The 20761-nt window shown below is 70.3% G+C and carries 21 protein-coding genes; 5 read left to right on the top strand and 16 right to left on the bottom strand.

Annotated features, from left to right (window positions below):
- The first annotated feature begins 8 nt into the window (after positions 1 to 8).
- The gene (locus AB0K21_RS13050) at positions 9 to 782 is read left to right on the top strand and encodes an amidohydrolase family protein (protein ID WP_364149653.1); all 774 of its coding nucleotides are present in this window, start codon (positions 9 to 11) and stop codon (positions 780 to 782) included.
- The gene (locus tag AB0K21_RS13045) at positions 779 to 1513 is read left to right on the top strand and encodes an amidohydrolase family protein (RefSeq protein WP_343968871.1); all 735 of its coding nucleotides are present in this window, start codon (positions 779 to 781) and stop codon (positions 1511 to 1513) included. The genes AB0K21_RS13050 and AB0K21_RS13045 overlap by 4 nt, the downstream gene beginning before the upstream one ends.
- A gap of 21 nt (positions 1514 to 1534) precedes the next feature.
- Here AB0K21_RS13045 and AB0K21_RS13040 read toward each other — a convergent pair whose 3' ends face one another.
- The 5 genes from AB0K21_RS13040 to AB0K21_RS13020 all read right to left on the bottom strand — a co-directional run bounded on the left by AB0K21_RS13040 (position 1535) and on the right by AB0K21_RS13020 (position 6774).
- Entirely contained in the window at positions 1535 to 2494 is a 960-nt protein-coding gene (locus AB0K21_RS13040) for a dihydrodipicolinate synthase family protein (RefSeq protein ID WP_364149651.1), read from the bottom strand.
- Positions 2495 to 2504: 10 nt separating this feature from the next.
- Positions 2505 to 3368, bottom strand: coding sequence for a carbohydrate ABC transporter permease (locus tag AB0K21_RS13035; RefSeq protein WP_343968867.1), 864 nt, complete (start codon positions 3366 to 3368; stop codon positions 2505 to 2507).
- The gene (locus tag AB0K21_RS13030) at positions 3365 to 4231 is read right to left on the bottom strand and encodes a sugar ABC transporter permease (RefSeq protein ID WP_343968865.1); all 867 of its coding nucleotides are present in this window, start codon (positions 4229 to 4231) and stop codon (positions 3365 to 3367) included. Before AB0K21_RS13030 ends, AB0K21_RS13035 begins: the two co-directional genes overlap by 4 nt.
- Before the next feature lie 54 nt (positions 4232 to 4285).
- Positions 4286 to 5533, bottom strand: coding sequence for an extracellular solute-binding protein (locus AB0K21_RS13025; RefSeq protein ID WP_343968863.1), 1248 nt, complete (start codon positions 5531 to 5533; stop codon positions 4286 to 4288).
- A 71-nt stretch (positions 5534 to 5604) separates the two neighbouring features.
- Positions 5605 to 6774, bottom strand: coding sequence for a DegT/DnrJ/EryC1/StrS family aminotransferase (locus tag AB0K21_RS13020; protein ID WP_343968861.1), 1170 nt, complete (start codon positions 6772 to 6774; stop codon positions 5605 to 5607).
- A gap of 62 nt (positions 6775 to 6836) precedes the next feature.
- Here AB0K21_RS13020 and AB0K21_RS13015 point away from each other — a divergent pair, with 62 nt between their 5' ends.
- Positions 6837 to 8042 (top strand): hypothetical protein, encoded by a 1206-nt coding sequence (locus tag AB0K21_RS13015; protein ID WP_343968859.1) that lies wholly within the window; start codon positions 6837 to 6839, stop codon positions 8040 to 8042.
- On the opposite strand, the gene AB0K21_RS13010 is transcribed toward AB0K21_RS13015, so the two are convergent.
- The 4 genes from AB0K21_RS13010 to AB0K21_RS12995 form a co-directional block, all read right to left on the bottom strand.
- Positions 8039 to 9094 carry a dihydrodipicolinate synthase family protein gene (locus tag AB0K21_RS13010; protein WP_343968857.1) on the bottom strand — a complete coding sequence of 352 codons (1056 nt, stop codon included), beginning with the start codon at positions 9092 to 9094 and terminating at the stop codon, positions 8039 to 8041. The genes AB0K21_RS13015 and AB0K21_RS13010 overlap by 4 nt on opposite strands.
- Positions 9095 to 9125: 31 nt before the next feature.
- Positions 9126 to 10142 (bottom strand): NAD-dependent epimerase/dehydratase family protein, encoded by a 1017-nt coding sequence (locus AB0K21_RS13005; protein WP_364149647.1) that lies wholly within the window; start codon positions 10140 to 10142, stop codon positions 9126 to 9128.
- A 96-nt stretch (positions 10143 to 10238) separates the two neighbouring features.
- Positions 10239 to 11135 (bottom strand): Gfo/Idh/MocA family oxidoreductase, encoded by an 897-nt coding sequence (locus AB0K21_RS13000; RefSeq protein WP_343968853.1) that lies wholly within the window; start codon positions 11133 to 11135, stop codon positions 10239 to 10241.
- 100 nt (positions 11136 to 11235) lie between these two features.
- A complete protein-coding gene (locus AB0K21_RS12995) occupies positions 11236 to 12006 on the bottom strand; it encodes a GntR family transcriptional regulator (protein WP_343968851.1) in 771 nt (256 codons plus the stop codon).
- A 121-nt stretch (positions 12007 to 12127) separates the two neighbouring features.
- Between AB0K21_RS12995 and AB0K21_RS12990 the strand changes: the two genes are divergently transcribed.
- Both AB0K21_RS12990 and AB0K21_RS12985 read left to right on the top strand, forming a co-directional pair.
- Positions 12128 to 13423 (top strand): D-tagatose-bisphosphate aldolase, class II, non-catalytic subunit, encoded by a 1296-nt coding sequence (locus tag AB0K21_RS12990; RefSeq protein ID WP_364149644.1) that lies wholly within the window; start codon positions 12128 to 12130, stop codon positions 13421 to 13423.
- Positions 13420 to 14574 carry an SIS domain-containing protein gene (locus tag AB0K21_RS12985; RefSeq protein WP_364149642.1) on the top strand — a complete coding sequence of 385 codons (1155 nt, stop codon included), beginning with the start codon at positions 13420 to 13422 and terminating at the stop codon, positions 14572 to 14574. The genes AB0K21_RS12990 and AB0K21_RS12985 overlap by 4 nt, the downstream gene beginning before the upstream one ends.
- 54 nt (positions 14575 to 14628) lie before the next feature.
- On the opposite strand, the gene AB0K21_RS12980 is transcribed toward AB0K21_RS12985, so the two are convergent.
- From AB0K21_RS12980 to aroH, 7 genes are all read right to left on the bottom strand, one after another.
- Positions 14629 to 15177 (bottom strand): RICIN domain-containing protein, encoded by a 549-nt coding sequence (locus AB0K21_RS12980; protein WP_343968844.1) that lies wholly within the window; start codon positions 15175 to 15177, stop codon positions 14629 to 14631.
- 140 nt (positions 15178 to 15317) lie between these two features.
- A complete protein-coding gene (locus AB0K21_RS12975) occupies positions 15318 to 15857 on the bottom strand; it encodes an RICIN domain-containing protein (RefSeq protein ID WP_364149640.1) in 540 nt (179 codons plus the stop codon).
- A gap of 141 nt (positions 15858 to 15998) precedes the next feature.
- Positions 15999 to 16541 carry an RICIN domain-containing protein gene (locus tag AB0K21_RS12970; RefSeq protein ID WP_364149638.1) on the bottom strand — a complete coding sequence of 181 codons (543 nt, stop codon included), beginning with the start codon at positions 16539 to 16541 and terminating at the stop codon, positions 15999 to 16001.
- A gap of 413 nt (positions 16542 to 16954) precedes the next feature.
- Positions 16955 to 18379 carry a ribosome biogenesis GTPase Der gene (der, locus tag AB0K21_RS12965; protein WP_364149636.1) on the bottom strand — a complete coding sequence of 475 codons (1425 nt, stop codon included), beginning with the start codon at positions 18377 to 18379 and terminating at the stop codon, positions 16955 to 16957.
- The gene (cmk, locus tag AB0K21_RS12960; RefSeq protein WP_343968838.1) at positions 18376 to 19032 is read right to left on the bottom strand and encodes a (d)CMP kinase; all 657 of its coding nucleotides are present in this window, start codon (positions 19030 to 19032) and stop codon (positions 18376 to 18378) included. The genes der and cmk overlap by 4 nt, the downstream gene beginning before the upstream one ends.
- A 247-nt stretch (positions 19033 to 19279) precedes the next feature.
- Complete coding sequence (locus AB0K21_RS12955) at positions 19280 to 20353, bottom strand: prephenate dehydrogenase (RefSeq protein WP_364149633.1); 1074 nt, start codon at positions 20351 to 20353, stop codon at positions 19280 to 19282.
- Between the two features lie 34 nt (positions 20354 to 20387).
- On the bottom strand, positions 20388 to 20747 hold the full coding sequence (aroH, locus tag AB0K21_RS12950) for a chorismate mutase (RefSeq protein WP_030919183.1): 360 nt from the start codon (positions 20745 to 20747) through the stop codon (positions 20388 to 20390).
- Positions 20748 to 20761 lie beyond the last annotated feature (14 nt).

The following is a 20761-nucleotide window of genomic DNA, read 5'->3' as shown; positions in this document are numbered from 1 at the left end:
ATGCCCGGATGACACCCTTCGACACCCGGCGCCTGATCGGCGACCTGGTGGTGACGCTCGACGCCGACGTGCTCGGCGGCGCCTACCCCGACCGTGGCCTCCCCCAAGAGCCCGCCCCGCATATCCTGGCCCGCCACGACATCACCGCGGGCGCGGTGGCCAGCCTGCGTGCCGCGCTCTTCGACATGGCGTCGGGCAACGACGAGACCCTCGCCTCGGCGACCGGCGGCACCGCACTTCCGGCCGCAGGCGGCGCGGCGGTCGTGCCCGTCGGAGCCCTCGACCTGCGCGACCCCCTGGGCGCGGTGCGCGAGATGGAGCGGCTGGCCGCCCTGGGAGTACGGGCGGTCCGGCTCTTCCCCGACGAGCAGGGCGTCGAGGCGGGCTTCCCCTCGGTGCGACACGTCGCCGTACGGGCCGCCGCGCTCGGCCTGACCGTGCTGACCGGAGGCGACGTGCGCCGATTCTGGCAGCCGTTCACCGGTCTCGGCCTGCGGGTCGTCTTCCTCGACACGCACTTCTACCACCTGGGTGACTTCCTCGTGGCGGCCGCCGGCGAGCCGGGCTTCCACACCTCGACCCGGCTGCTCAACTCCCCTGACGCGTTGGAGACCGTCGCCGGCGAGATCGGGGCGGACCGCCTGCTGTTCGGCTCCCGCACGCCCTACTACGAGCCGCTCGTTCCCCTGCTCCGCCTGGCCACCGGCGACCTGAAGCCCGACGAGGTCGCGCTCGTCGCCGGAGGCAACGCCCGCCGCCTGCTCCTCGGGGAACCCTCATGATCATAGATGTCCACGCGCACTGGGGTCCGTGGTTCTTCACCATGGACGTCTCGGCGCTGACGATCCGAGCCATGGACCGCTACGGGATCGACCTGGCCATCGTGTCGGGCACCGAGGCCGTCATCTACGACGCCCCGGCGGGTAACCGCGTCCTGGCCTCCTACCTGGACTCCGTGTCCGGCCCCGCCCGCCTGTACGGCTACGTGACCGTCAACCCGCGCCGCCTGGCCGAGGCCGAGCGCGACCTGAACACCTACCTGCCCACCGGCCGGTTCGTCGGCGTGAAGATCCACACCGACTACACCGGTTCCCCCGTCACCTCCCCGCAGCTGCGCGACGCGCTGGCTCTGGCGGCGGCGGCGGACGTCCCGGCGCTGGTGCACACCTGGGGCGCCTCCGTGCTCGACCTGGCCCAGGTCTGTCTCGACACCCCGGGCCTGCGCGTGATCGCCGGGCACATGGGCGCGGACGGCTACCGGCACGCCATCGAGGCCGCCCGCGCCTGCGACCGCCTCTACCTGGAGCCGTGCTGGTCGCACTTCCCCGCCGGGCGCATCGCGGAGGTCGCCGCCGCGGTGGACCCGAAACAGCTGCTGTTCGGCACCGACTCCACGCTCATCGACCCGGCCTCCGCCTTCGGCTCCGTGGCGGCGGCGGGACTGACCGGCGACGCGGCCGACCGCCTGGCCTGGCGCAACGCCGCCGCCCTCTTCCGCCTTCCGCTCGGCTGACCGGCCCGGGCGCGGGGTGGGTCAGACCTCGGCGAGGACGGTCTCCTCCGTCGCCGGGCCGTACAGGTCGAAGGCGTGCGAGCGCGGAACGCGCCCCTCAGCGGCGGCCAGCCACAGCATGCGCTGGACGTAGCCCTCCATCGGCGCGGTGAACGTCGCGGCGGCCAGCCGGTCGAGCCGCGCAGACGCCCGCTCGAACTCCCGCAGGTCGTTCCCGGCGAAGGCGCGCATCACGTCGCGGGTGACGCCCACCCGCGCGGCCGCGAGGCCGACCAGCGCCGCCTCGGCACCCCACAGCAGCGACGGGCCGAACATCCGGTCCTCCCCGGTGATCGCCAGCCGTCCCGCCTCACGGGTGATCCGTATCGCCTCCTGGCATCCCATCGCGTCCGACAGCAGCGCCGCCTTCAGTCCCGCCACCCCGGGGTGGCCGACGATCTCCTTCAGTACGGCGGGCGGGCAGGGCAGCGTGTAGAGATCGAAGGCGATCATGGGCAGCCCCGCACCCCGCCAGACGGCATCGTGCAGGGCGAGCCGGTCGGTGGCGGAGGGGAACACCAGCACGCCGGCGGCCCCGAGCCCGGCGGCGACTCGCGCCTCCTCGACGGCCCGCTCCACCGAACCCGAGGGCGCGTCCCGGGGAGCCGCCGAGCTGTCCGGTCGCGCCGTGCTCAACGTGACCGTGACTCCGCCCGTCCGTGTCTCATCAGGGGCGCCGCCGACGCCGACCAGCACCGGTACTCCCAGGGAGACCGCGCACTCGATCACGGCGGACCGCACCGGCGGGGGCAGGAAGGGGCCGCGGCCGGTGTGGGCGAGCACCGCGAGCCCGTCGGCACCGTCGGCGAGCAGGCCGCGGAAATAGGCCGTCACCAGGTCGAGGTCCACCTCGCCCAAGGCCGTCATGGGGGTGGCCGCCGCCGCGAGCAGCGTGCCGCGCAGCTGCTCCCGCAGCCGCGCGGCCTGTGACGATATATCCATCTAAAAGACTTTATTTGAGTCCGGTCATCGTGATGCTGTTGACCAGGTACCGCTGCAGGAGCGCGAACACCAACAGGCATGGCAGCACCGACAGCGTGGCGGAGGCCATCAGCACGGCCAGCGACGACCCCTCCGTGCGCATCGACGCCAGCCCCACGGTGAGCGTGCGCATCTCGTCCGACTGCGCCATGACGAGCGGCCACAGGAAGTCGTTCCAGTGCCACAGGAACACGAACACCCCGAGCGTGGCCAGGATCGGCCTGGTCAGCGGGAGCACGATCTGCCAGTAGACGCGCCACTCGGAGGCCCCGTCGACCTTGGCCGCCTCGAACAGCTCGTCGGGCAGGTCACGGATGAACTGCCGCATGAGGAAGACCGCCTGCGAGTTGGCCAGCGTCGGCACGATCAGTCCCCAGAAGGTGTCCACCCCGCCGAGGTTGGAGATGAGCACGAACATCGGGATCAGCGTCGCCTGGGACGGCACCATGAGCGTCGCGAGGAACGCCCACATCATCGTGTCGCGCCCGGGGAAGCGCTTCTTGGCGAAGGCGTACCCGGCCATCGACGCGGTCAGCAGGGTGATCACCACGGACACCAGCGCGTAGATCACCGTGTTGACCGTCCAGCCGGCGAACCCGGAGGACGACAGCAGGTCCGCGATGGTGTCCAGGGACAGCGACTCCGGCCACTGGACGGGCAGGGTCGGCTCGCCCGGCGGCGACAGCGCCACCACGAACATCATGAAGAACGGGCTGACCGTGATCACCGACACGAGCGCGAGCAGCACCCACAGCGGCCATCGGAAGGACCCGCGCCGTGCCTTGACCGGAGGCTTCACGACCGCGGTGGCGGGCCGGGTGGCGGTGAGCGTCATGCGTTTCCCCGATCGAGCAGGCGGCGCTGGACCAGCGACACGACGAGCACCAGCGCGAAGAGCACGATGCCGATCGTGGCCGCGTAGCCGAGGTTGGAGAATTTGAAGCCCTGGTCGTACAGGCCGTAGATGAGCGTGTAGCTCGCCCTGGCGGGCCCGCCGCCGGTCATCACGTAGATGGTGTCGAACGTCTGGAAGGCGCCGATGGTCTCGATGATGACGACGAAGAACAGGGTGGGCTTGAGCAGTGGCAGCGTGATCCGGCGGAACCGCTGCCACGGCCCGGCCCCGTCGACCGTCGCCGCCTCCAGATAGGAGGCCGGGATCGACTTGAGACCGGCGAGCAGGATCAGCATGGAGTAGCCGAAGCCCTTCCACACCGACACCACCGCCAGCGCGGGCAGCACGAGGGCGGCCTCCTCAAGGAAGCCGACGGGGCCGAGGTCGAACTTGCCCAGCAGCCCGTTGATCATCCCGTCGAACTCGTAGATCCACCGCCAGATCACACCCGCCAGCACGAAGCTGGTGACGTACGGCAGGAAGAGCATGCCCCGGAACAGGCCGCGCATGAAGACGACCGCGTTGAGCAGCAGCGCGGTGCCGAGCGCGACGAGGACGGTCAGGGGCACGTAGATCGCGACATAGACCAGCGTGATCCGCAGGCTGTCCCAGAACTTCGGGTCGTCGAGCAACCGGGCGTAGTTGTCGACGCCGACGAAGTTCCACTCCCCGCCGAGATTCAGGTCGGTCAGGCTCATGCCCCCCGCACCCAGGATGGGCACGAACCTGAAGACCAGGAAGAGCACCAGCATGGGGAGGACGAACAGCAGGCCCGCCATGGGGTCCCGCAAGCGCTGTCGCATCAGGTTCTCGCCTTTCGCACGTAACGGCCCCCGCCACGATGGGGGCGAACCGCATCAGCCGCCGTTGGCCAGCAGCGCATTGGCCTCCTTGGCCGCGTCGTCCAGGGCCGTCTTGGCGTCCTTCTGGCCGAGCAGGGCCGCCTGGATCTCCGGCGCGATCAGCGCCATCACCTGACGGGCCATCGGGTGGGTGTCACCCGGGAAGGCGTACTCCAGCGACTTGGCGAACTCCTGCACGACCGGAGAGGTGCCGGGCACGGTCACATCGGTACGCGCGGAGAAGAAGCCCGACTCCTTGGCCAGCGCCGCCGAGGCCTCCGGCGCGGACAGGAAGGCGGCGAACTTCTTGGCGGCCTCGGCGTTCGGCGAGTGCTTGGCCAGCACGAGCCCGCCGGGGATGCCGAACGCGACCTTCTTCGTGTTCTCCAGCGGCAGCCCGACGCCGACGTTGTCCTCGCCGATCGCCGCGCCGAGCTGGGTGACCTGCAGCGCGGTGGCCGCGTGGTAGACGGCCGTCTTGCCCCCGGCCAGGGCGCCGCCCTCGATCTCGTTCTTCTTGGTCGCCGCGTTCTCCGGCAGGCCGCCCAGCTTCTGCAGGTCGAGCAGGAACTGCAGGGCCCCGATGCCCTCGGGACCGTTGAAGACGACGCTCTTGCCGTCGGCGGCGAACACGCTGCCGCCGTTGCCCCACAGCAGCGGGTAGAAGCTCTGGTTCAGGCTGACCTCGGGGGCGCCGGGGTAGTCGAGGATCGCGACCTTCTTGGCGGCGAGCTTGGGCGCGGCGGCCTTGAACGCCTCCCAGGTCTGGGGGAACTCGGTCACGCCCGCGTCGGTGAACGCCTTCTTGTTGTAGATCGGCGCGGTGATGGTCTGGTAGATCGGCACGCCGTAGAGCTTGCCCGCCACGCTCAGCGCGGTGAGGGCGTTGGGCAGGAAGGAGGACTTGGCGGCGGCCACCACGTCGTCCACCGGGGCCAGGGCGCCCTGCTCGGCGTACTGCGGGATCTGGTCGGGAGTGAGCACGACCAGGTCGAAGCCCTTCTTCGAGGCGAGCGCCGTCGTGATCTTCTCCTGACGGCCCTCCCAGGGCTGATGGTCGACCTTGAGATCGATCGTGGCGTTCTCGGCCTCGAAGTCCTTCTCGATCTTGGCCCAGAACGCCTGGTTCTTGGCCTGATCCCCGATCACGGGGTACATCCAGACTGTCACCGTGTTCTTGTCCGACCCTGAGCCGGAGCCGCCGCATCCGGTGAGCGCGACTCCCAGGGCGGCCGCGAGGCCGGCGAGTGCGACCTTCCTCATCAGGCCTTCCTTTCATTGGAAACACCGGTTTATTGGCAATACCGGTCCAGACCGAAATGTAGCGACCACCCTTATGAAGGGTCAATGCCCGACATCTGAACGTAACGACGGAATCCATCGCCGATCGCCGCGACATGGTCGGCGGTGTAGTTCTCGTTCAGGTCCACGATCAGCAACGTCTCGCCGACCAGGCGGTCCGCCTCGGGGCAGGCGGCCGGCGGCGCCGACAGCGGAAACCTGGACGTACCGTACATCGGCCCGTCCCACAGCGGTGCCCGGTTGAGCGGCTCGGCAAGATACCCGGACCGGGCCGGAATCCCGTCGGCGGCCAGCCTGGCGGCGAGCTCCGGCGCTCCTCCGCCCGGCAGCACGACCGGGAAGTACCACCACGCGTGCCCGCGCGGATCGGGCAGAGCGAGGCCCGGCAGCCCCGCCAGCTCCCGCAGCAACCGCATGGCCCAGTGCCGCCGGGCGGCCACCACGCCCGGCAGTTTGGCCAGCTGCGCGCGGGCCACCGCGGCCTGCAGCTCGGTCATCCGGTAGTTGAGCCCGAAGCTCAGATGGTGCCGCCCGTCGGCCCGGTCCCAGCCCTTGTCGGAGAACAGCCGCATCGTCCGGGCCAGCGCGTCGTCGTCGGTGACCACGAGACCGCCGTCGCCGCAGGTGACGTGCTTCCACTGCTGCAGGCTGAAGCAGCCGATCTCGCCGGCGGCGCCCACCGGCCGGCCGCCGGGCAGCTCGCCCAGCCACGCCTGCGCGCAGTCCTCGATCAGCATGATCCCGTGCTCGTCGGCGATCGTCCGCAACTCGTCCACGGCGGCGGGCGCACCGAAGAGGTGCACCGCCATGATCGCCCTGGTGCGCGGGGTGATCGCGGCCCGCACCGCGGCCGGATCGAGATTCCCGGACAGCGGATCGACGTCCGCGAAGACAGGGATCGCGTTCTGCGCCAGGATGGGGGCCACGGTTCCGAAGTCGGTCATGGGCGTCGTTATGATCTCGTCGGCCGGGTTCGGAGCGGCCGCCACGACCGCGAGATGCAGGGCAGCGGTGCCCGAGCTGCACGCCACGGCGTGCCGGGCGCCGCACAGCTCGGCCATCTCGCGTTCGAGCGCCCTGGTCTCGGTGCCCCAGACGGAGTTGAGCATCCCCGAGCGGATCACCCGCTCGGCGGCGGCCACCTCCTCGTCGCCGAGTGTCCTGCCGGCCGCTTCCGCGGCGCTGGGGAATTTCGGAGTCACGCAACACCTCGCACCAGATAAAGTAATAGCGGTCTTGACCGTAATTTAGCCAGGAGGTCTCAGTGGGGATCCTCATCGGGGTGGTCGGCCCCCACGACCTGGTCGACGATGTGGCGGCCATCTGTGAGGAACAACCGGGTGTGAGCACGCTGCGGCTCGACTACGACCACGAGTCGCAGGCGCCCACGATCGTCGAGGCGCACGCCGGCGCGGTGGAGGGCTGGCTGTTCACCGGCGTCGTGCCGTACATGCTCGCGCAAGAGGCCGATGTCCTCACGCGTCCCACCGCGTTCGTCGACTACTCGGGCGCGACCCTGCTCAGCGCCCTCGTACGGCTCCAGCACCAGGGCCACGACGTCACACGTCTGTCCATCGACACCCTGTCGAGCGCCGACGTGGCCGCCACGTTCGCCGAGGCCGGCCTGCCCACCGACGAACTGCGGGTGCTCCCCTGGCGCAGCGGCCTGACCTCGCGGTCGGCCATCGCCTTCCACCGCCGCGGCGGCGAGCACACCGTGATCACCTGCCTCAGCTCGGTGCACGACGCGTTGCGCGGCAAACTCCCGGTGCTGCGCCTGGTGCCGTCGACGCACTCGGTCCGCATCGCCCTGCGCCGGCTCCTGCTGTCGGCGGAGGGCCAGGCGCAGGAGGACGCGCAGATCGCGCTGGGCCTGATCGAGCTCGACGGCGAGGAGGGCCTGCTGCGCGAGGCGACCGCGCTCGGCGGCACGCTCGCGGCCTTCCGGGGCGGCGTCCACCTGCTGGTCACCACCCGCGGCCCGCTGCACGACGCGACGGGCGGCTTCTCCTCCCTGCCGATGCTGTCGCGGCTGGCCGCCTACAGCCGGGTCGTGCGGGCCGGGTTCGGCCTGGGCCGCAGCGCCGCCGAGGCCGAGAGCCTGGCCCGCAGGGCGCTGGCCAGGGCCCGGCGCATCGGCGACGTGGCCGCGGTGTTGTCGCTGCGGGCCGACACCGACGTCGTGCTGGAGTCGGTCGCCCCGCCCCCGGCCAGAGATACGAACCTGCCGCTCCTGGCCCGCCGGGTGGGCCTGTCGGTGGCGACGCTGGAGAAGCTGCTGGAGGCGCGGGCGACGGTGGGCGATCAGCCACTGACCACCCGCGAGATCGCCGAGCGGCTCGCGGTGCAGCAGCGCACGGCCCGCCGGATGCTGCACCGCCTGGAGCTGGCCGGGCTGGCCGAACGCACCGGTAACCTTTCCAGCGGCTCCAGCGGCCGCCCGCTGACGCTCTACCGCCTGACCCTTTAGCGCAGCCACCGGTCCAAGCCCTCGGCGACGAACTCGTCGTCGCGTAGCCACGGATAGGCCGCCCAGATCCGGTCGATCTCGGCGAGCTGCCCGGAGGAGAGCTCCTCCTCCGGATCCAGGCACCAGCGCCCGGCCAGCAGACCCTGGCGACGCAGAACCTCGTGGATACCGGGGATGCAGCCGCGGAAGCCGTGCTCGGCGTCGAAGATGGCGGCGTTGGCGTCGGTCAGGTGCCCATCGAGGGTGAGCAGCCTGCGTACGGCGGCGTCGTCGCCGCCACGGGCGCGCCGTGCCTCGTCGAGCAGCTCGACCGCCCGCTTCACCCACACCGCCCACTGGCCGAGGAGACCACCGACGAACTCGACGTCGACCTCCTCGCCGTCCACGACGACGCGATGCGAGGTGATCAGGTCCGACAGGATGTGGTCGTCGTTGCCGGTGTAGAGCGCCACCTGACGGGTGCGTCCGGCCCTCACCACGCCATGGAGCACGTCCAGCGTCCGGTAACGGTTGAACGGGGCGACCTTGATGCCGACGACCGCTTCGATCGAGGCCAGACGCGTCCAATAGTCGCGGGTCAGCGCCCGGCCGCCGACGGCGGGCTGCAGGTAGAAGCCGATCACCGGCAACACCTCCCCCACCGCGCGGGTCCGCTCGATGAGCTGATCCTCGTCCAGCTCGCGATACGGGCTCAGCAGCACCATGTGGTAACCGAGCGAGGCCGCCAGCTCCGCCTCCGCCACCGCCTGCGCGGTGCTCCCGGTCGCGCCCGCCACCAGCACCACCTCGCGCTCGTAGCCACGGGCGGTCTCGGCGGCCAGCTCCAGCACGGGAGGCAGCAGGCCCGTGCCGTGGATCGCGAACTGGGTGGTGTGCACCCCGACGGCCAGACCGCCCGCCCCGGCCTCGACGTAGTAGCGGGTCAGCGCCCGCTGCCGCCGCTCGTCGAGCCGCCGGTCCTCGGTCAGCGCCAGCGGGTGCGCCGGGATGACTATGCCCTTGCGGAACAGGTCGTGGACGGAACCATGTCTCTCAGGTGCCGTGCTGAGCACGTACGTTCCCCTTTCACTCTCGCCGATGCGGTCAGAACGCGCCGTCACGGCGCTCGAACTTGGTGGGCTTGCCCAACAGCGCCCCTCCGTCACCCACCCAGCGGGCGGTGTGCTCGACCAGTTCGGCAAGCGTGAGATCGGGGTAGCCGAACAGACCGTGGCAGCGCGCGGCGTTGGACAACAGCGCCGTGGAGGCCTCCTCGCCGACGAAGACCGGCTCCCTGCCCAGCAGGCGGCCGAGGTCGCCTGCGACCTGCCGTACCGAGACCAGCTCGGGTCCGGTCACGTTGAGCACGTACGGCGGAACGGAGGCCAGCAGCAGCGAGCGAAGCGTCACCTCGTTGGCGTAGCCCTGCCAGACCACGTTCGCCTGGCCGGTGGTCACGTCTATGGCCTGTCCGGCGACGATCTTCTGCGCGAGGTCGACCAGCACGCCGTAGCGCATCTCGACGGCGTAGTTGAGCCGGATCAGCGCCGTCGGCGTGCCGCGCTCCTCGGCGAAATGAGTGAGCACACGCTCACGGCCCAGGCAGCTCATGGCGTAGTCGCCGACCGGCCCGGTGGGCGAGTCCTCGGTGGAACCACCGGAGGCGATCGGAACGAGCGGGTAGACGTTGCCCGTCGACAGCGCGGCGATCCTGCTGCCCGCGAACCGGTCGGCCACGCGACCGGGCAGGTAGGCGTTGGTGAACCAGGTGGCGTGCTCGCGCCCCTGGGTGCCGAACTTGGCACCGACGAGGAAGACCACGTTGGGCACGTCGGGCAGCTCCCGCAGCGCGTTCTCGTCGGCGATGTCGGCCGCCACGACCGTGGCGCCCTCGTCGCTGAGCGCCTGCGCCAGGCCGGGCTCGGAGAAACGCGACACCGCGATGACGCGCCTGCCGCCCCCGGCCGCCCTGACCCCGTTCAGCGCCAGGCGGACGAGGCTGGGGCCGAGCTTGCCTCCGGCGCCGAGCACCATGATGTCGCCGTCGAGCTTGCCCAGATCCTCGACCAGCCCGTCACGGGGGCGTGACAGGCGTTCTTCCAGCTCTGCGATGGTCCGCACGCGGAACTCCTCACTCTCATTTACGGTCCAGACCGTAACTGGGAGAGAGTTAGGCTGTCAACGTCCGCCCGGCGTGCCGGGCGGACGGGATCCCAGCTAGGCGCAGGCCTCGCGGGCGGACACCAGCATGCCGAGTACGGCCCTGGTCTGCTCCCAGGGCACCGGGCTCGGGGCACCGCCCACCATGGCCAGAAACGCCTCCACGGTGCCCCGGTAGCCCAGGCCGGAGAGGGGGTCGGCGCCAGGCTCCACCACGACCTCGCGGGTGCCGGCGCGCGTGTGGACGCTTACCGTGTAAGACTCCTCGTCGGTGACCCCGATGACCTCCACGGCGCCGACCGCGCCGTTCTCCCAGGCCAGCGCCATGATGCCGATGTCCTCCGACTTCAGCGCGGGGTAGGAGCGGGTGGCGGCCGCCGCCCCGGCCAGCCTTACGGCGGGACCGAGAAGGGCGACCAGCAGCTCCACGCCGTGCACGCCCATCGTCACCATCGTGCCGCCGCCCACGGCCGGGTCGTCCTGCCACGGGTTGTGGCCGCCCGCCCAGAGGCCCACGTCGTGCCGTACGGTGGCCCGCACCGAGAGCACCTCCCCGAGGTCCTCGGCCACCAGGGCGGTGAAGGCGGGCGCGAAACGCAGCACCGAGGTGGACAGCACCAGCTCGGGCCGCGAGGAGGCCACCACGTCGACGGCAGCGAGCTGGGCGGCGGTCGCGGCGGCCGGCTTGTTGACGAAGCACGGCAGGTCCGCCGCCAGCACCCGGGCGAGCGCGGGAGCCACCCCCGGGTTGGGCACGGTCAGCACCACCCCGTCGGGGCGAGCGGCGAGCAGATCGTCCAGCCCGTCGGCGACCTCGGCCGCGGGGTGTTCCTCCGTGAAACGGGCCAGCCGGGCCTGGTCCTCCTCCCACACGATGAGGTCGGCGCGGGAGGCGAGGGTGCGGGCGTCGGTGTAGGGGTGGCTGGTGGCCAGTCCGGCGATGGCGATGCGCACGACATTCTCCTGGTCGGTGAGAGAGCTACCGACCGTACCTCACGGGCCTGGCGGCGCCCCCTGCCCCTGGGTGCTCCTCCCCATAGCCACCCGCTCACTGTCAGTCGGTGATGGAAGCCCGGAAGCGGTAGCGGTCCCCTCGGTAGACCTGCACCGTCAGTTCGAGCGGCCGCCCGTCCTGATTGAAGGAGAGCTGCTCGGCGACCAGCACCGGAGTCCCATCCTTGATCTCCAGCAGATCCCGCTCCCGAGCCTCGGGCTGCCGGGCCTCCACCGAGTAGTCCGCGACCCGGGGGAGCTGCGCCGGATCGGCGCCTCGCAGGGTCGCGTAGAGCGACGCGGCGGTGAAGTCGGTGTCGGCCAGCGCGGGACAGAGCGTCAAAGGCACCCGGTTGTGCTCCAGTACGACGACGAGGTCGTCGAGGAAACGCAGTCGCCGCATCTCGAACAGCGCGGCGCCCGGACCGATGCGCAGCGTCTCGGCCTCATCCACGGTCGCCGGCCTGGTTCCCGATTCCAGCACTTGGCTGCGGACGGCCAGGCCGTGCTTCAGGGCGTAGTCGGCGAACCCCTCCACCGTGTGCCCACCCGTCAGCCTGACAGCCTCGCCGCTTTCGGCGACGAACCAGCCGCGGGCCGCGGCGGACTCGAGCAGGCCCCGGCCCGCCAGTTCGGCCAGAGCGGCGCGCAGCGTCTCCCGCGACACCTCGTATCGCGTGGCCAGACTCCGTTCCGATGGCAACCGGTCCCCCGCCCTGGCGCCGCGGGCCGAGATGTCATCCCAGAGCCGTGCGGCGACCTGGACGTAGCGGGGCAGGGCGTCATCGCTCAGCAGGCCTTTGGGGAAGGAGGGTGTATCCGAGTAAGCCATACCAGAACCATACCAGATTCCGGCCATTGACGACCAAAAACCAGACCAGTACTGTTCCGGCTTGTCGCCGGCCGTAAGAGCGCGCCGCGACCCGGAACGTGGGCGAGAACAGGAGCGGATCATGTGGAGCTTGTTGGACGAGGTGGTCCGGCGTCAGAAGGCAGGTGAGCCCAGGGGCATCACCTCCGTCTGTTCGGCGCATCCGCTGGTGATCGAGGCGGCTGTGCTCCAGGCGCGCGAAACCGGGAGGCAGGTTTTGGTGGAGGCGACCTCCAACCAGGTCGACCAGTACGGCGGTTACACGGGCATGCGACCCGACGACTTCCGTGACCTGGTGTACGCCATCGCCACCGAGCAGGGTCTACCACTGGACCGCGTCATCCTCGGCGGTGACCACCTTGGCCCCAACCGGTGGCGCGCCCTGCCACCGGACCAGGCGATGGAGCGGGCCGAAGCCCTTGTCGCCGCCTACGTCACGGCCGGTTTCACCAAAATCCACCTGGACTGCAGCTTCCCCTGCGCGGGCGACCCCACGCCGCTCACTGACGACGTGGTGGCCGAGCGCGCCGCCCGGTTGATACGGGTGGCCGAGGACACGGCGGGAGAGCGCGGCGCCGCCCGGATCCGCTACGTGATCGGAACAGAGGTGCCGACGCCCGGTGGCGCTCACGAAACACTGAACGAACTCATGCCCACCTCGGCGCAGGCCGCACGGGCGACCCTGGAACGTCACCGCGAGGCGTTCGCCGGGCACGGGCTTGAGGACGTCTGGCCCCGCGTCATGGCGCTCGTCGTCCAGCCGGGCGTGGAGTTCGACCATCAGCAGGTGATCGACTACCGGCCGGAGAGGACCGCGGAGCTCGGAGCGGTCCTCAACGAGGAGCCCACCATGGCGTTCGAGGCGCACTCGACCGACTACCAACTGGCCGAAGCACTCACAGCACTGGTCAAGGACCACTGGGCCGTCCTCAAGGTCGGTCCCGGGCTGACCTTCGCGCTCCGTGAGGCGCTGTTCGCTCTCGCAGCCATCGAGGACGAACTGGTGCCCGTGGGCGAACGGTCCCGGCTGCCCGAGGCCGTCGAACAGCGGATGCTCGCCGAGCCCGACCACTGGGAGGGCCACTACCCGAGCGACGACACCGAGCGGCGCCTCGCCCGGCGCTACAGCTACAGCGACCGGATGCGCTACTACTGGCCGGATCCCGAGGTGACCGAAGCGCAGGAGCGACTCCTCGGCAACCTCGCGGCGCGGGACATTCCGCTATCGCTCCTCAGCGCCTATCTGCCCAATCAGTACGCGCGCGTTCGCCGCGGGGAACTCGCCGCGAAGCCGCGGGCGTTGGTGATCGACCACATCCGCGATGTGCTGCGCGACTACGATCGCGCGTGCGATCCCCACCACAAGGAGTATTCGTGACCGGCCTTCTCGGCGCCCTGGCTCGCAACACCGGGGCCAGTGACACTGTCCGTGAGATTACGCAGCAGCCCGGCATCTGGCGGGAAATCGACGGTATCGTCGCCGCCTCCCGGGCCACGCTCGACGGATTCCTCCAGCCGCTGGTGGCTCGCGACCACCTGCGCGTGGTGCTCACCGGCGCCGGCACCTCGGGCTTCGCGGGGCAGGTGCTGGCCACGACACTGGCGCGGCGGCTCGGGCGGCGAGCCGACGCCGTGTCCACCACGGACATCGTCGCCGACCCGCGAGGCTGCTTCGCCGAGGATCTGCCGACCCTTCTCGTCTCCTTCGCCCGGTCCGGGGACAGCCCGGAGAGCCTCGCGGCCACCGAACTCGCCGAGCAGTGCCTGTCGGATGTGCACCACCTCGTGATCACCTGCAATGAGGAGGGGCGGCTGGCTCGGGAACATTCCGGGAGGACCACCTCGTGTGTGCTCCTGATGCCGCCCGCCTCCAATGACCGTGGCTTCGCGATGACATCGAGTTTCACCGGAATGACGCTCGCCGCCCTGCTCGCCCTCGGTGGAACCGCCTATGCCGGTGTCGCGGAGCGGCTGGCCCGGGCAGCCGAGCGGATCACTCAGGACGGCGTCTTCGACAAGAACATCGGCGCGCTACTGGCCCGCGATCCCGAACGGATCGTCTACCTGGGCAGCGGGGCTCTCAGGGGGCTGGCCGCGGAGTCGGCGCTGAAGGCGCTCGAACTGACCGGCGGGGCGATCGTCACGACCTCGGACTCCGCCCTGGGATTCCGCCACGGCCCCAAGGCCGTGCTGAGTGAGCGCACCGTTGTGATCGTGTACGTGTCGAACGACCCGTACACCCGCCAGTACGATCTGGACATCATCGCAGAACTACGCTCGACCATGCCGCCCGGCAGTGTCATCGCGATCGAAGCCGGGACCGACGGCACGCCGGACGAGGAGAACTGGCTGCTCCACGGTGTCGAGGACATCGAGGACGCGGCGCTGGCCCTGCCCGCCGTCGTATGTGCCCAGCTCATCGGCCTCAACGCCGCTGTGCTCCGAGGAACCCGGCCTGACAACCCGTTCCCTTCGGGCGAGGTCAACCGAGTGGTGCGAGGTGTCACCCTGCACCGGTTGCCGCACTGACATCACAGCACGGCGTTGGCCGGGACGCCGAACCCCGCGACCGGGTGAGGAGCCTCAGGCGAGCCGCCACTCCTGGTTCTTCCGGCCCCTGACACAGGTCACCTGCCGGACGTTGGCCCCATCCCTGAGCAGCGCATTCCGTACGTCCAGACACATACCGGTGTGCCGGACCACGACCGCGAAGTAACCGTTGTCCCGCTGGACCAACTTCCACTCCTGGTTGCGATGTCCGGGAACACAGGTCCACAACTGGAGGCCGGCACCACTGTGCCTGTCGGCCGGCAGCACCTCCATGCACAGGCCGCTGGCCACGTCCCTGAAGTTGTAGTAACCGCCGCCGGTCGCCGTCAGGTTCCACACCTGACCATCGTGGTCGTCGCTACAGGGCCACTGCTGGACACTGGTCCCCAACTTCAGCTCATCACTCAGAGTGAACACGTCCAGGCACTTGTCGCTGTGCCGGGCCACCAGGATCGCGGTGAACCTGGCCCGAAACCCCTCCCGCGCACCGGCGACCCCGCCGGCCGACGCCCACCCGGCCGACGGGACCGCGAGCAGAGCCGCCGCCAGGACGAACACCTGACCGGCGTGAAAAAGTCTCATCGAGCCCCCCGAGGCACTCCCTGAAGATCAACAAACCCTTGATAACACGGATCACCCAACGCGACGAACAGCTACGTCAAGTAATCGACATCGTGTCGCGTCCCCGAATGGCCGGCCATCATCACCGGCGGAAACCCCACTCAGACAAGCCGCCACTCCTGGCTCGCTCGCCCCCTGACACAGGTCCACTGCAGGGCGTTGGTCCCGTCTCCCGTTCCGCCACCCTGCATGTCCAGGCACTTGCCACTGTGCCGGGACACCAGGACGAAGTAACCGTTGGCCCGCTGACCGAGCCGCCACTCCTCGCTGTAGCGCCCGCTCACGCAGGCCCACTGCCGGATGTCGGCTCCACTGCGCAGGTCGCCGTCCATCACATGCAGGCACTTGCCGCTGTGCATGGCCCGAACGGTGTAATAACCGGCGTTGGTCGCCGTCAGGTTCCACATCTGATTGGTGCCGCCGTCACAGGTCCGCTGCTGGACGTCGGCCCCGTCCTCCACGGCGGAGCCCAGTACCTCCAGGCACTTGCCGCTGTGCCGGGCCACCAGGATCGCGGTGAACCTGGCCCGAAACCCCTCCCGCGCACCGGCGACCCCGCCGGCCGACGCCCACCCGGCTGACGGGACCGCGAGCAGAGCCGCCGCCAGGACGAACACCTGACCGGCGTGAAAAAATCTCATCGAGCCCCCCGAGGTACTCCCTGAAGATCAACAAACCCTTGATAACGCGAAGCGCCCAACGCGACGAACGGCTACGCCAGGTAGGCAACCCGGGTACGCACTCTTGGAGCCATCAAGCCCAGGCGAGTCCGCGCCGTCGACTTACGCGAGCCGCCACTCCTGGTTCTTCCGCCCTCTGACACAGGTCCACTGCCGGATGCGGGCACCGTCACGTATGTCGCCGTCCATCACCTGCAGGCACTTGCCGCTGTGCCGGGCCACCAGGACGAAGTAACCGTCATCCCGCTGGCTCAGCCCCCACTCCTGGTTCCGGGCCCCGATCAGGCAGGTCCACTGCTGGATGCCGGCCCCGATGCTCAAGCTGTCGCCCAGCACGTCCATGCACTTACCGCTGTGCGTGGCCTTGAGGGTGTAGTAGCCGCCACCTGTCGCCGTCAGGCTCCACTCCTGATTTCCCTTGTCATTACAGGTCCACTGCTGGATGTTGGCCCCGTCGTCCATCCCGCCGCCCTGCACGTCCAGGCACTTGCCACTGTGCCGGGCCACCAGGCCGGCCGTGAATCTACCCCCACCCCGTTCCGGCGCACCGGTGGCCACGACCTCCGCCGCCGGCGTACCGACGGCCGGGACGACAAACAGGGTCGCGGCCAGAGCCAGGACCTGACCTGCGCCAACGAGTCCCATCGAACCTCCCGAGACGCTCCTTAAAGATCAACAAACCCTTGATAACACGGATCACCCAACGTAGCGAACAGCTACGTCGAGTAATGACGTCGTGTCGCATCCCCGGTGGCGTCTCGTCGAACAACGGTAAGACAGGCGTCTCCGCACAGCGCGCGACCGCCGGGAGCCTCTCCGCGAGCGCGGAGCAGCTTCTGGTTCAGGACCGGAAACAGGGCGGAACCGGCCTCTCGCTGTCAGTGCGGCGTTCCCCGTCGGAATCGGACACACAGCTCCACATTGTCTCAGGACGCCGAAGGGCCACCTCGACAGCCGCGCGTTCGCGACCTTCGTCGAGGAACGGAACATCGTGCCCCGGCAGGGCTCCGCAACGACGAACGGCCCGGCGTAGGCCGGGCCGTTCGTGAGGGGGTTCCCTACTTCTTCTTCTGCACCTGGCGCTTCTCCCGGATCTTCATGGTGACCTCGATGGGCGATCCGGCGAAGCCGAACTCCTCGCGGATCCGGCGCTCGATGAAGCGGCGGTAGGTCTCCTCCAGGAAGCCCGAGGTGAACAGCACGAACTTCGGCGGCTCCGTCGACGCCTGGGTGGCGAAGAGGATCTTGGGCTGCTTACCGCTGCGGACCGGCGGCGGGGTGGCCGCGACCAGGTCGGTCAGGAAGGCATTGAGGCGGGCGGTGGGCACCCGGGTCGACCAGGAGTCGAGCGCCTTCTCGATCGCCGGGACGAGCCGGTCGACGTGCCAACCGGTCTTGGCGGAGATGTTGGCCCGCAGCGCCCACGGCACCCGGACGAGCTGGCGGTCGATCTCCTTCTCCAGGTAGTAGCGGCGGTCTGAGTCCAGCAGGTCCCACTTGTTGAACGCCACGACCATGCACCGGCCGGACTCGATCACCAGCGAGATGATCCGCAGGTCCTGCTCGGTCAGCACCTCGCTGGCGTCGATGAGCACCACCGCGATCTCCGAGCGCTCCAGCGCGGCCCTGGTACGCATGCTCGCGTAGAAGTCGGCGCCCTTGAGCTCGCGGTCACGCCGCCGGATGCCCGCGGTGTCGACGAAGCGCCAGGTCTTGCCGCCGAGCTCGACCAGTTCGTCCACCGGGTCGCGGGTGGTGCCCGCCATCGGGTCGACGAGCACCCGCTCCTGGCCGGCGAGCTGGTTCAGCAGCGAGGACTTGCCCACGTTGGGCTTGCCGACCAGGGCGACCCTGCGCGGCCCGCGTTCGGCGCCGAACCGCTGCTCGGGCGTGTCCGGCAGCTTTTCCAGGATCACGTCCAGCAGGTCACCGCTGGAGCGGCCGTGCAGCGCGGAGACCGGCTGCGGCTCGCCGAGGCCGAGAGACCAGAGCCCGGCGGCCTCCAGCTCCATCTGCTGGTTGTCGACCTTGTTGGCGGCGAGGATGACCGGCTTGCCCGACCCGCGCAGCACATGGCCGACGATCTCGTCCGCGTCGGTCACGCCCACCACGGCGTCGACCACGAACAGGATCACATCGGCCAGCTCGGCCGCCACCTGGGCCTGCTCGGCGATCTTCAGCGCCATGCCGGTCGCGTCGGGGTCCCAACCACCGGTGTCGACCACCGTGAACCGGCGCCCGCGCCAGGTGGCGTCGTAGGTGACCCGGTCGCGGGTCACCCCCGGCACGTCCTCCACGACCGCCTCGCGGCGGCCGATGATCCGGTTGACCAGTGTGGACTTGCCCACGTTGGGGCGGCCCACCACGGCCACGACCGGCTGCGGGGCGGTGTCCGGCCCCGCCTCCTGAGAGCTGTGATCGGTCCCTGAATCGGCGAGCTCCGCGTCGATCCAGCCGTTGTCGTCGTCGTATTCCCCGGTCACACTTTTTCCTTAATCACACGCAGTATCTCGGCGACGACCTCTTCGAGGTTCAGCGCCGTGGTGTCGAGTTCGACGGCGTCGGCCGCCTTCGCCAGCGGGTCGGCTTTCCTGGTCGAGTCGAGGGTGTCCCGGCGGGCCATCGCGGCCCGCTGTACCTCCACCGTGGTGCCGGTGAGCTCCGCCGTGCGGCGCAGCGCCCTGGCGTCCGCGCTCGCGGTCAGGTAGATCTTGACCACCGCGTCGGGCGCCACCACCGTGCCGATGTCACGGCCCTCGACGACGATGCCGCCGGCACCGATGATCTCACGCTGCTCGGCCACCAGGCGGCGCCGTACCTCGGGTACCGCGCTGACCGCCGAGACGGCCGCGGTGACCTCGGCGGTACGGATCGGCCCGGCGGCGTCGACACCGTCGACCGCCACCGTGGGGGCGTCGGGGTCGGCGCCCAGGGTGAGGATCGGGTCGAGTGCCCTGGCCGCGATCGCCTCGGGGTCGGCGAGGTCGACGCCCCGCTGGAGCATCCACCAGGTGATCGCCCGGTACATCGCCCCGGTATCGAGATAACGCAGCCCCAGCGCCCGCGCCACCCCTCGTGACGCGCTCGACTTGCCCGATCCCGAAGGACCGTCCATGGCGACGACCAGTCCGGTCACGACGCCTTCTCCCTTGCAGCCCGCTTCAGTTGTCCGTACGAGGCTACCGGGAGCCGGGCGGGAACCGCGCATCGAGCGAGCGGGCCACCGCGGGAGGTGGCCCGCGCGGAAAGCCGTCCCAGACGCCGAAAACGGCATGCGAACCAGACGATCACAAGGTCCGCGCACGGAGCGCATCGAGCGAACGACCCCGCGGAGAACCGCCCCAGACGATCACGACGCTCCCCGTACGGGGAGCGTCGGGCGCCTACGGCAGGTGCCAGCCGTGCGCGCGCAGGGCCTCGGACAGCCTCGGCACCGCCTCCGGCTGCACCGAGAGATCGGCGGCGCCCAGCGGCAGGCCGGGGGCGTGCTCAAGCCGGACGTCCTCGATGTTGACGCCCGCCTCCTTGGCCACCTGGAACAGCCGGGCCAGCTCGCCGGGGCGGTCACCGATGATGACCTGGACCGTCGCATAGGCGCGCGCGGGGCCTCCGTGCTTGCCGGGGATCCTGCCGGTGCCCGTGACGCCTCGGTGCAGCAGTTCGGTGACGCGGGCCATGGCCCCGGGATCGGCGGCCTCCCTGAGCGCGGCGGCCGCGGCGGCCAGGTCGGCCGCCACCGCCTCCAGCACCTCGGCCACCGGCAGCGCGTTGCCCGACAGGATCCCGGTCCACAGCCTCGGGTCGCCCGCCGCGATGCGGGTGACGTCGCGCACCCCCGGCCCGGCCAGGCCGAGCGCGGTGGCCGGCGCGTCCGCGAGACGGGCGGCCACCGCGGAGGCGGTCACATGCGGGGCGTGCGAGACGATCGCGACGGCCCTGTCGTGCTCCTCGGCGCCGACCCTGACCGCCTCGCCGCCGCAGAGCTTGACGAGGCCGTACATGGCCTCCACCGCGTCGGGCGAGGTCTCCTCGGTCGGGCAGAGCGCCCACGGGCGCCCGAGGAAGATGTCGGCCCGCGCCGCGGCGGGCCCGGAGCGCTCACGGCCGGCGAGCGGGTGTCCGGCGACGTAGCTCGTCAGGTCGCAGCCGAGGCTCGCGGCCTCTCTGAGCGGAAGGGCCTTGACGCTGGCCACGTCCGTGTAGAAACGGGCCGCGCCCTCCTTCTGGAGGGCGGCGAGCCGCCCCGCGACCGCATGGGGCGGAACCGCGATGACCGCGACGTCCACTCGCACGCCCTCGGCCCACTCCACCCCGGCGCCCAGTTCGCGTGCCAGCCGCAGGGAGCCCTCGTCCCGGTCCGCCAGGTGGACGGCGACGCCCTGCTCGCGCAGGGCCAGGGCGATCGAGGTGCCGATCAGCCCGGTACCGACGACCAGGACGCTCTCCAGACCGCTCACGCCCACTCCCCCGAGATCACGATGCCTAAAGGACTCACTGGGCGATGTCCACCCGAAGGGCGACCGCGCCGCGCAGGTAGACGTGCTGGACCTCCTGGCGGGGCCGGTCGACCTCGACATGGGCCATCAGCCGGACCACGCGGGGCAGGGCGCCCGGCACGTCGATCTCGGAAGCGCAGATCAACGGGACATCGTGGAAACCAAGCTTGCGGGCGGCCAAGGCGGGAAACTCGGCGGTGAGATCGGGCGTGGCCGTGAAGATCACACTGATCACGTCCTCGGTGGTGAGCCTGTTGCGCCCCATCACCTCCGTGACCAGTTCGGTGACTCCGGACAGGATCGCGTCCCGGTCGTTCGCCTCGACCTGAATCGCACCGCGGATCGCCCGCACCATCGTCGTTCCTCCAT

The organism is Streptosporangium sp. NPDC049248 (assembly GCF_040678965.1).
Lineage (GTDB): Bacteria > Actinomycetota > Actinomycetes > Streptosporangiales > Streptosporangiaceae > Streptosporangium > Streptosporangium fukuiense.
The sequence above is the reverse complement of the archived record's forward strand: the minus strand, read 5'-3'. Positions and strand labels throughout refer to the sequence as shown.

Coding starts and splice junctions, on each gene's coding strand:
- AB0K21_RS12980 (WP_343968844.1), bottom strand. CDS start 15,177: ATGAGACTTTTTCACGCCGGTCAGGTGTTCGTCCTGGCGGCGGCTCTG.
- AB0K21_RS13050 (WP_364149653.1), top strand. CDS start 9: ATGACACCCTTCGACACCCGGCGCCTGATCGGCGACCTGGTGGTGACG.
- AB0K21_RS13045 (WP_343968871.1), top strand. CDS start 779: ATGATCATAGATGTCCACGCGCACTGGGGTCCGTGGTTCTTCACCATG.
- AB0K21_RS13035 (WP_343968867.1), bottom strand. CDS start 3,368: ATGACGCTCACCGCCACCCGGCCCGCCACCGCGGTCGTGAAGCCTCCG.
- aroH (WP_030919183.1), bottom strand. CDS start 20,747: ATGGTGCGGGCGATCCGCGGTGCGATTCAGGTCGAGGCGAACGACCGG.
- AB0K21_RS12975 (WP_364149640.1), bottom strand. CDS start 15,857: ATGAGATTTTTTCACGCCGGTCAGGTGTTCGTCCTGGCGGCGGCTCTG.
- AB0K21_RS13030 (WP_343968865.1), bottom strand. CDS start 4,231: ATGCGACAGCGCTTGCGGGACCCCATGGCGGGCCTGCTGTTCGTCCTC.
- AB0K21_RS12990 (WP_364149644.1), top strand. CDS start 12,128: ATGTGGAGCTTGTTGGACGAGGTGGTCCGGCGTCAGAAGGCAGGTGAG.
- AB0K21_RS12995 (WP_343968851.1), bottom strand. CDS start 12,006: ATGGCTTACTCGGATACACCCTCCTTCCCCAAAGGCCTGCTGAGCGAT.
- AB0K21_RS13040 (WP_364149651.1), bottom strand. CDS start 2,494: ATGGATATATCGTCACAGGCCGCGCGGCTGCGGGAGCAGCTGCGCGGC.
- AB0K21_RS13025 (WP_343968863.1), bottom strand. CDS start 5,533: ATGAGGAAGGTCGCACTCGCCGGCCTCGCGGCCGCCCTGGGAGTCGCG.
- AB0K21_RS12970 (WP_364149638.1), bottom strand. CDS start 16,541: ATGGGACTCGTTGGCGCAGGTCAGGTCCTGGCTCTGGCCGCGACCCTG.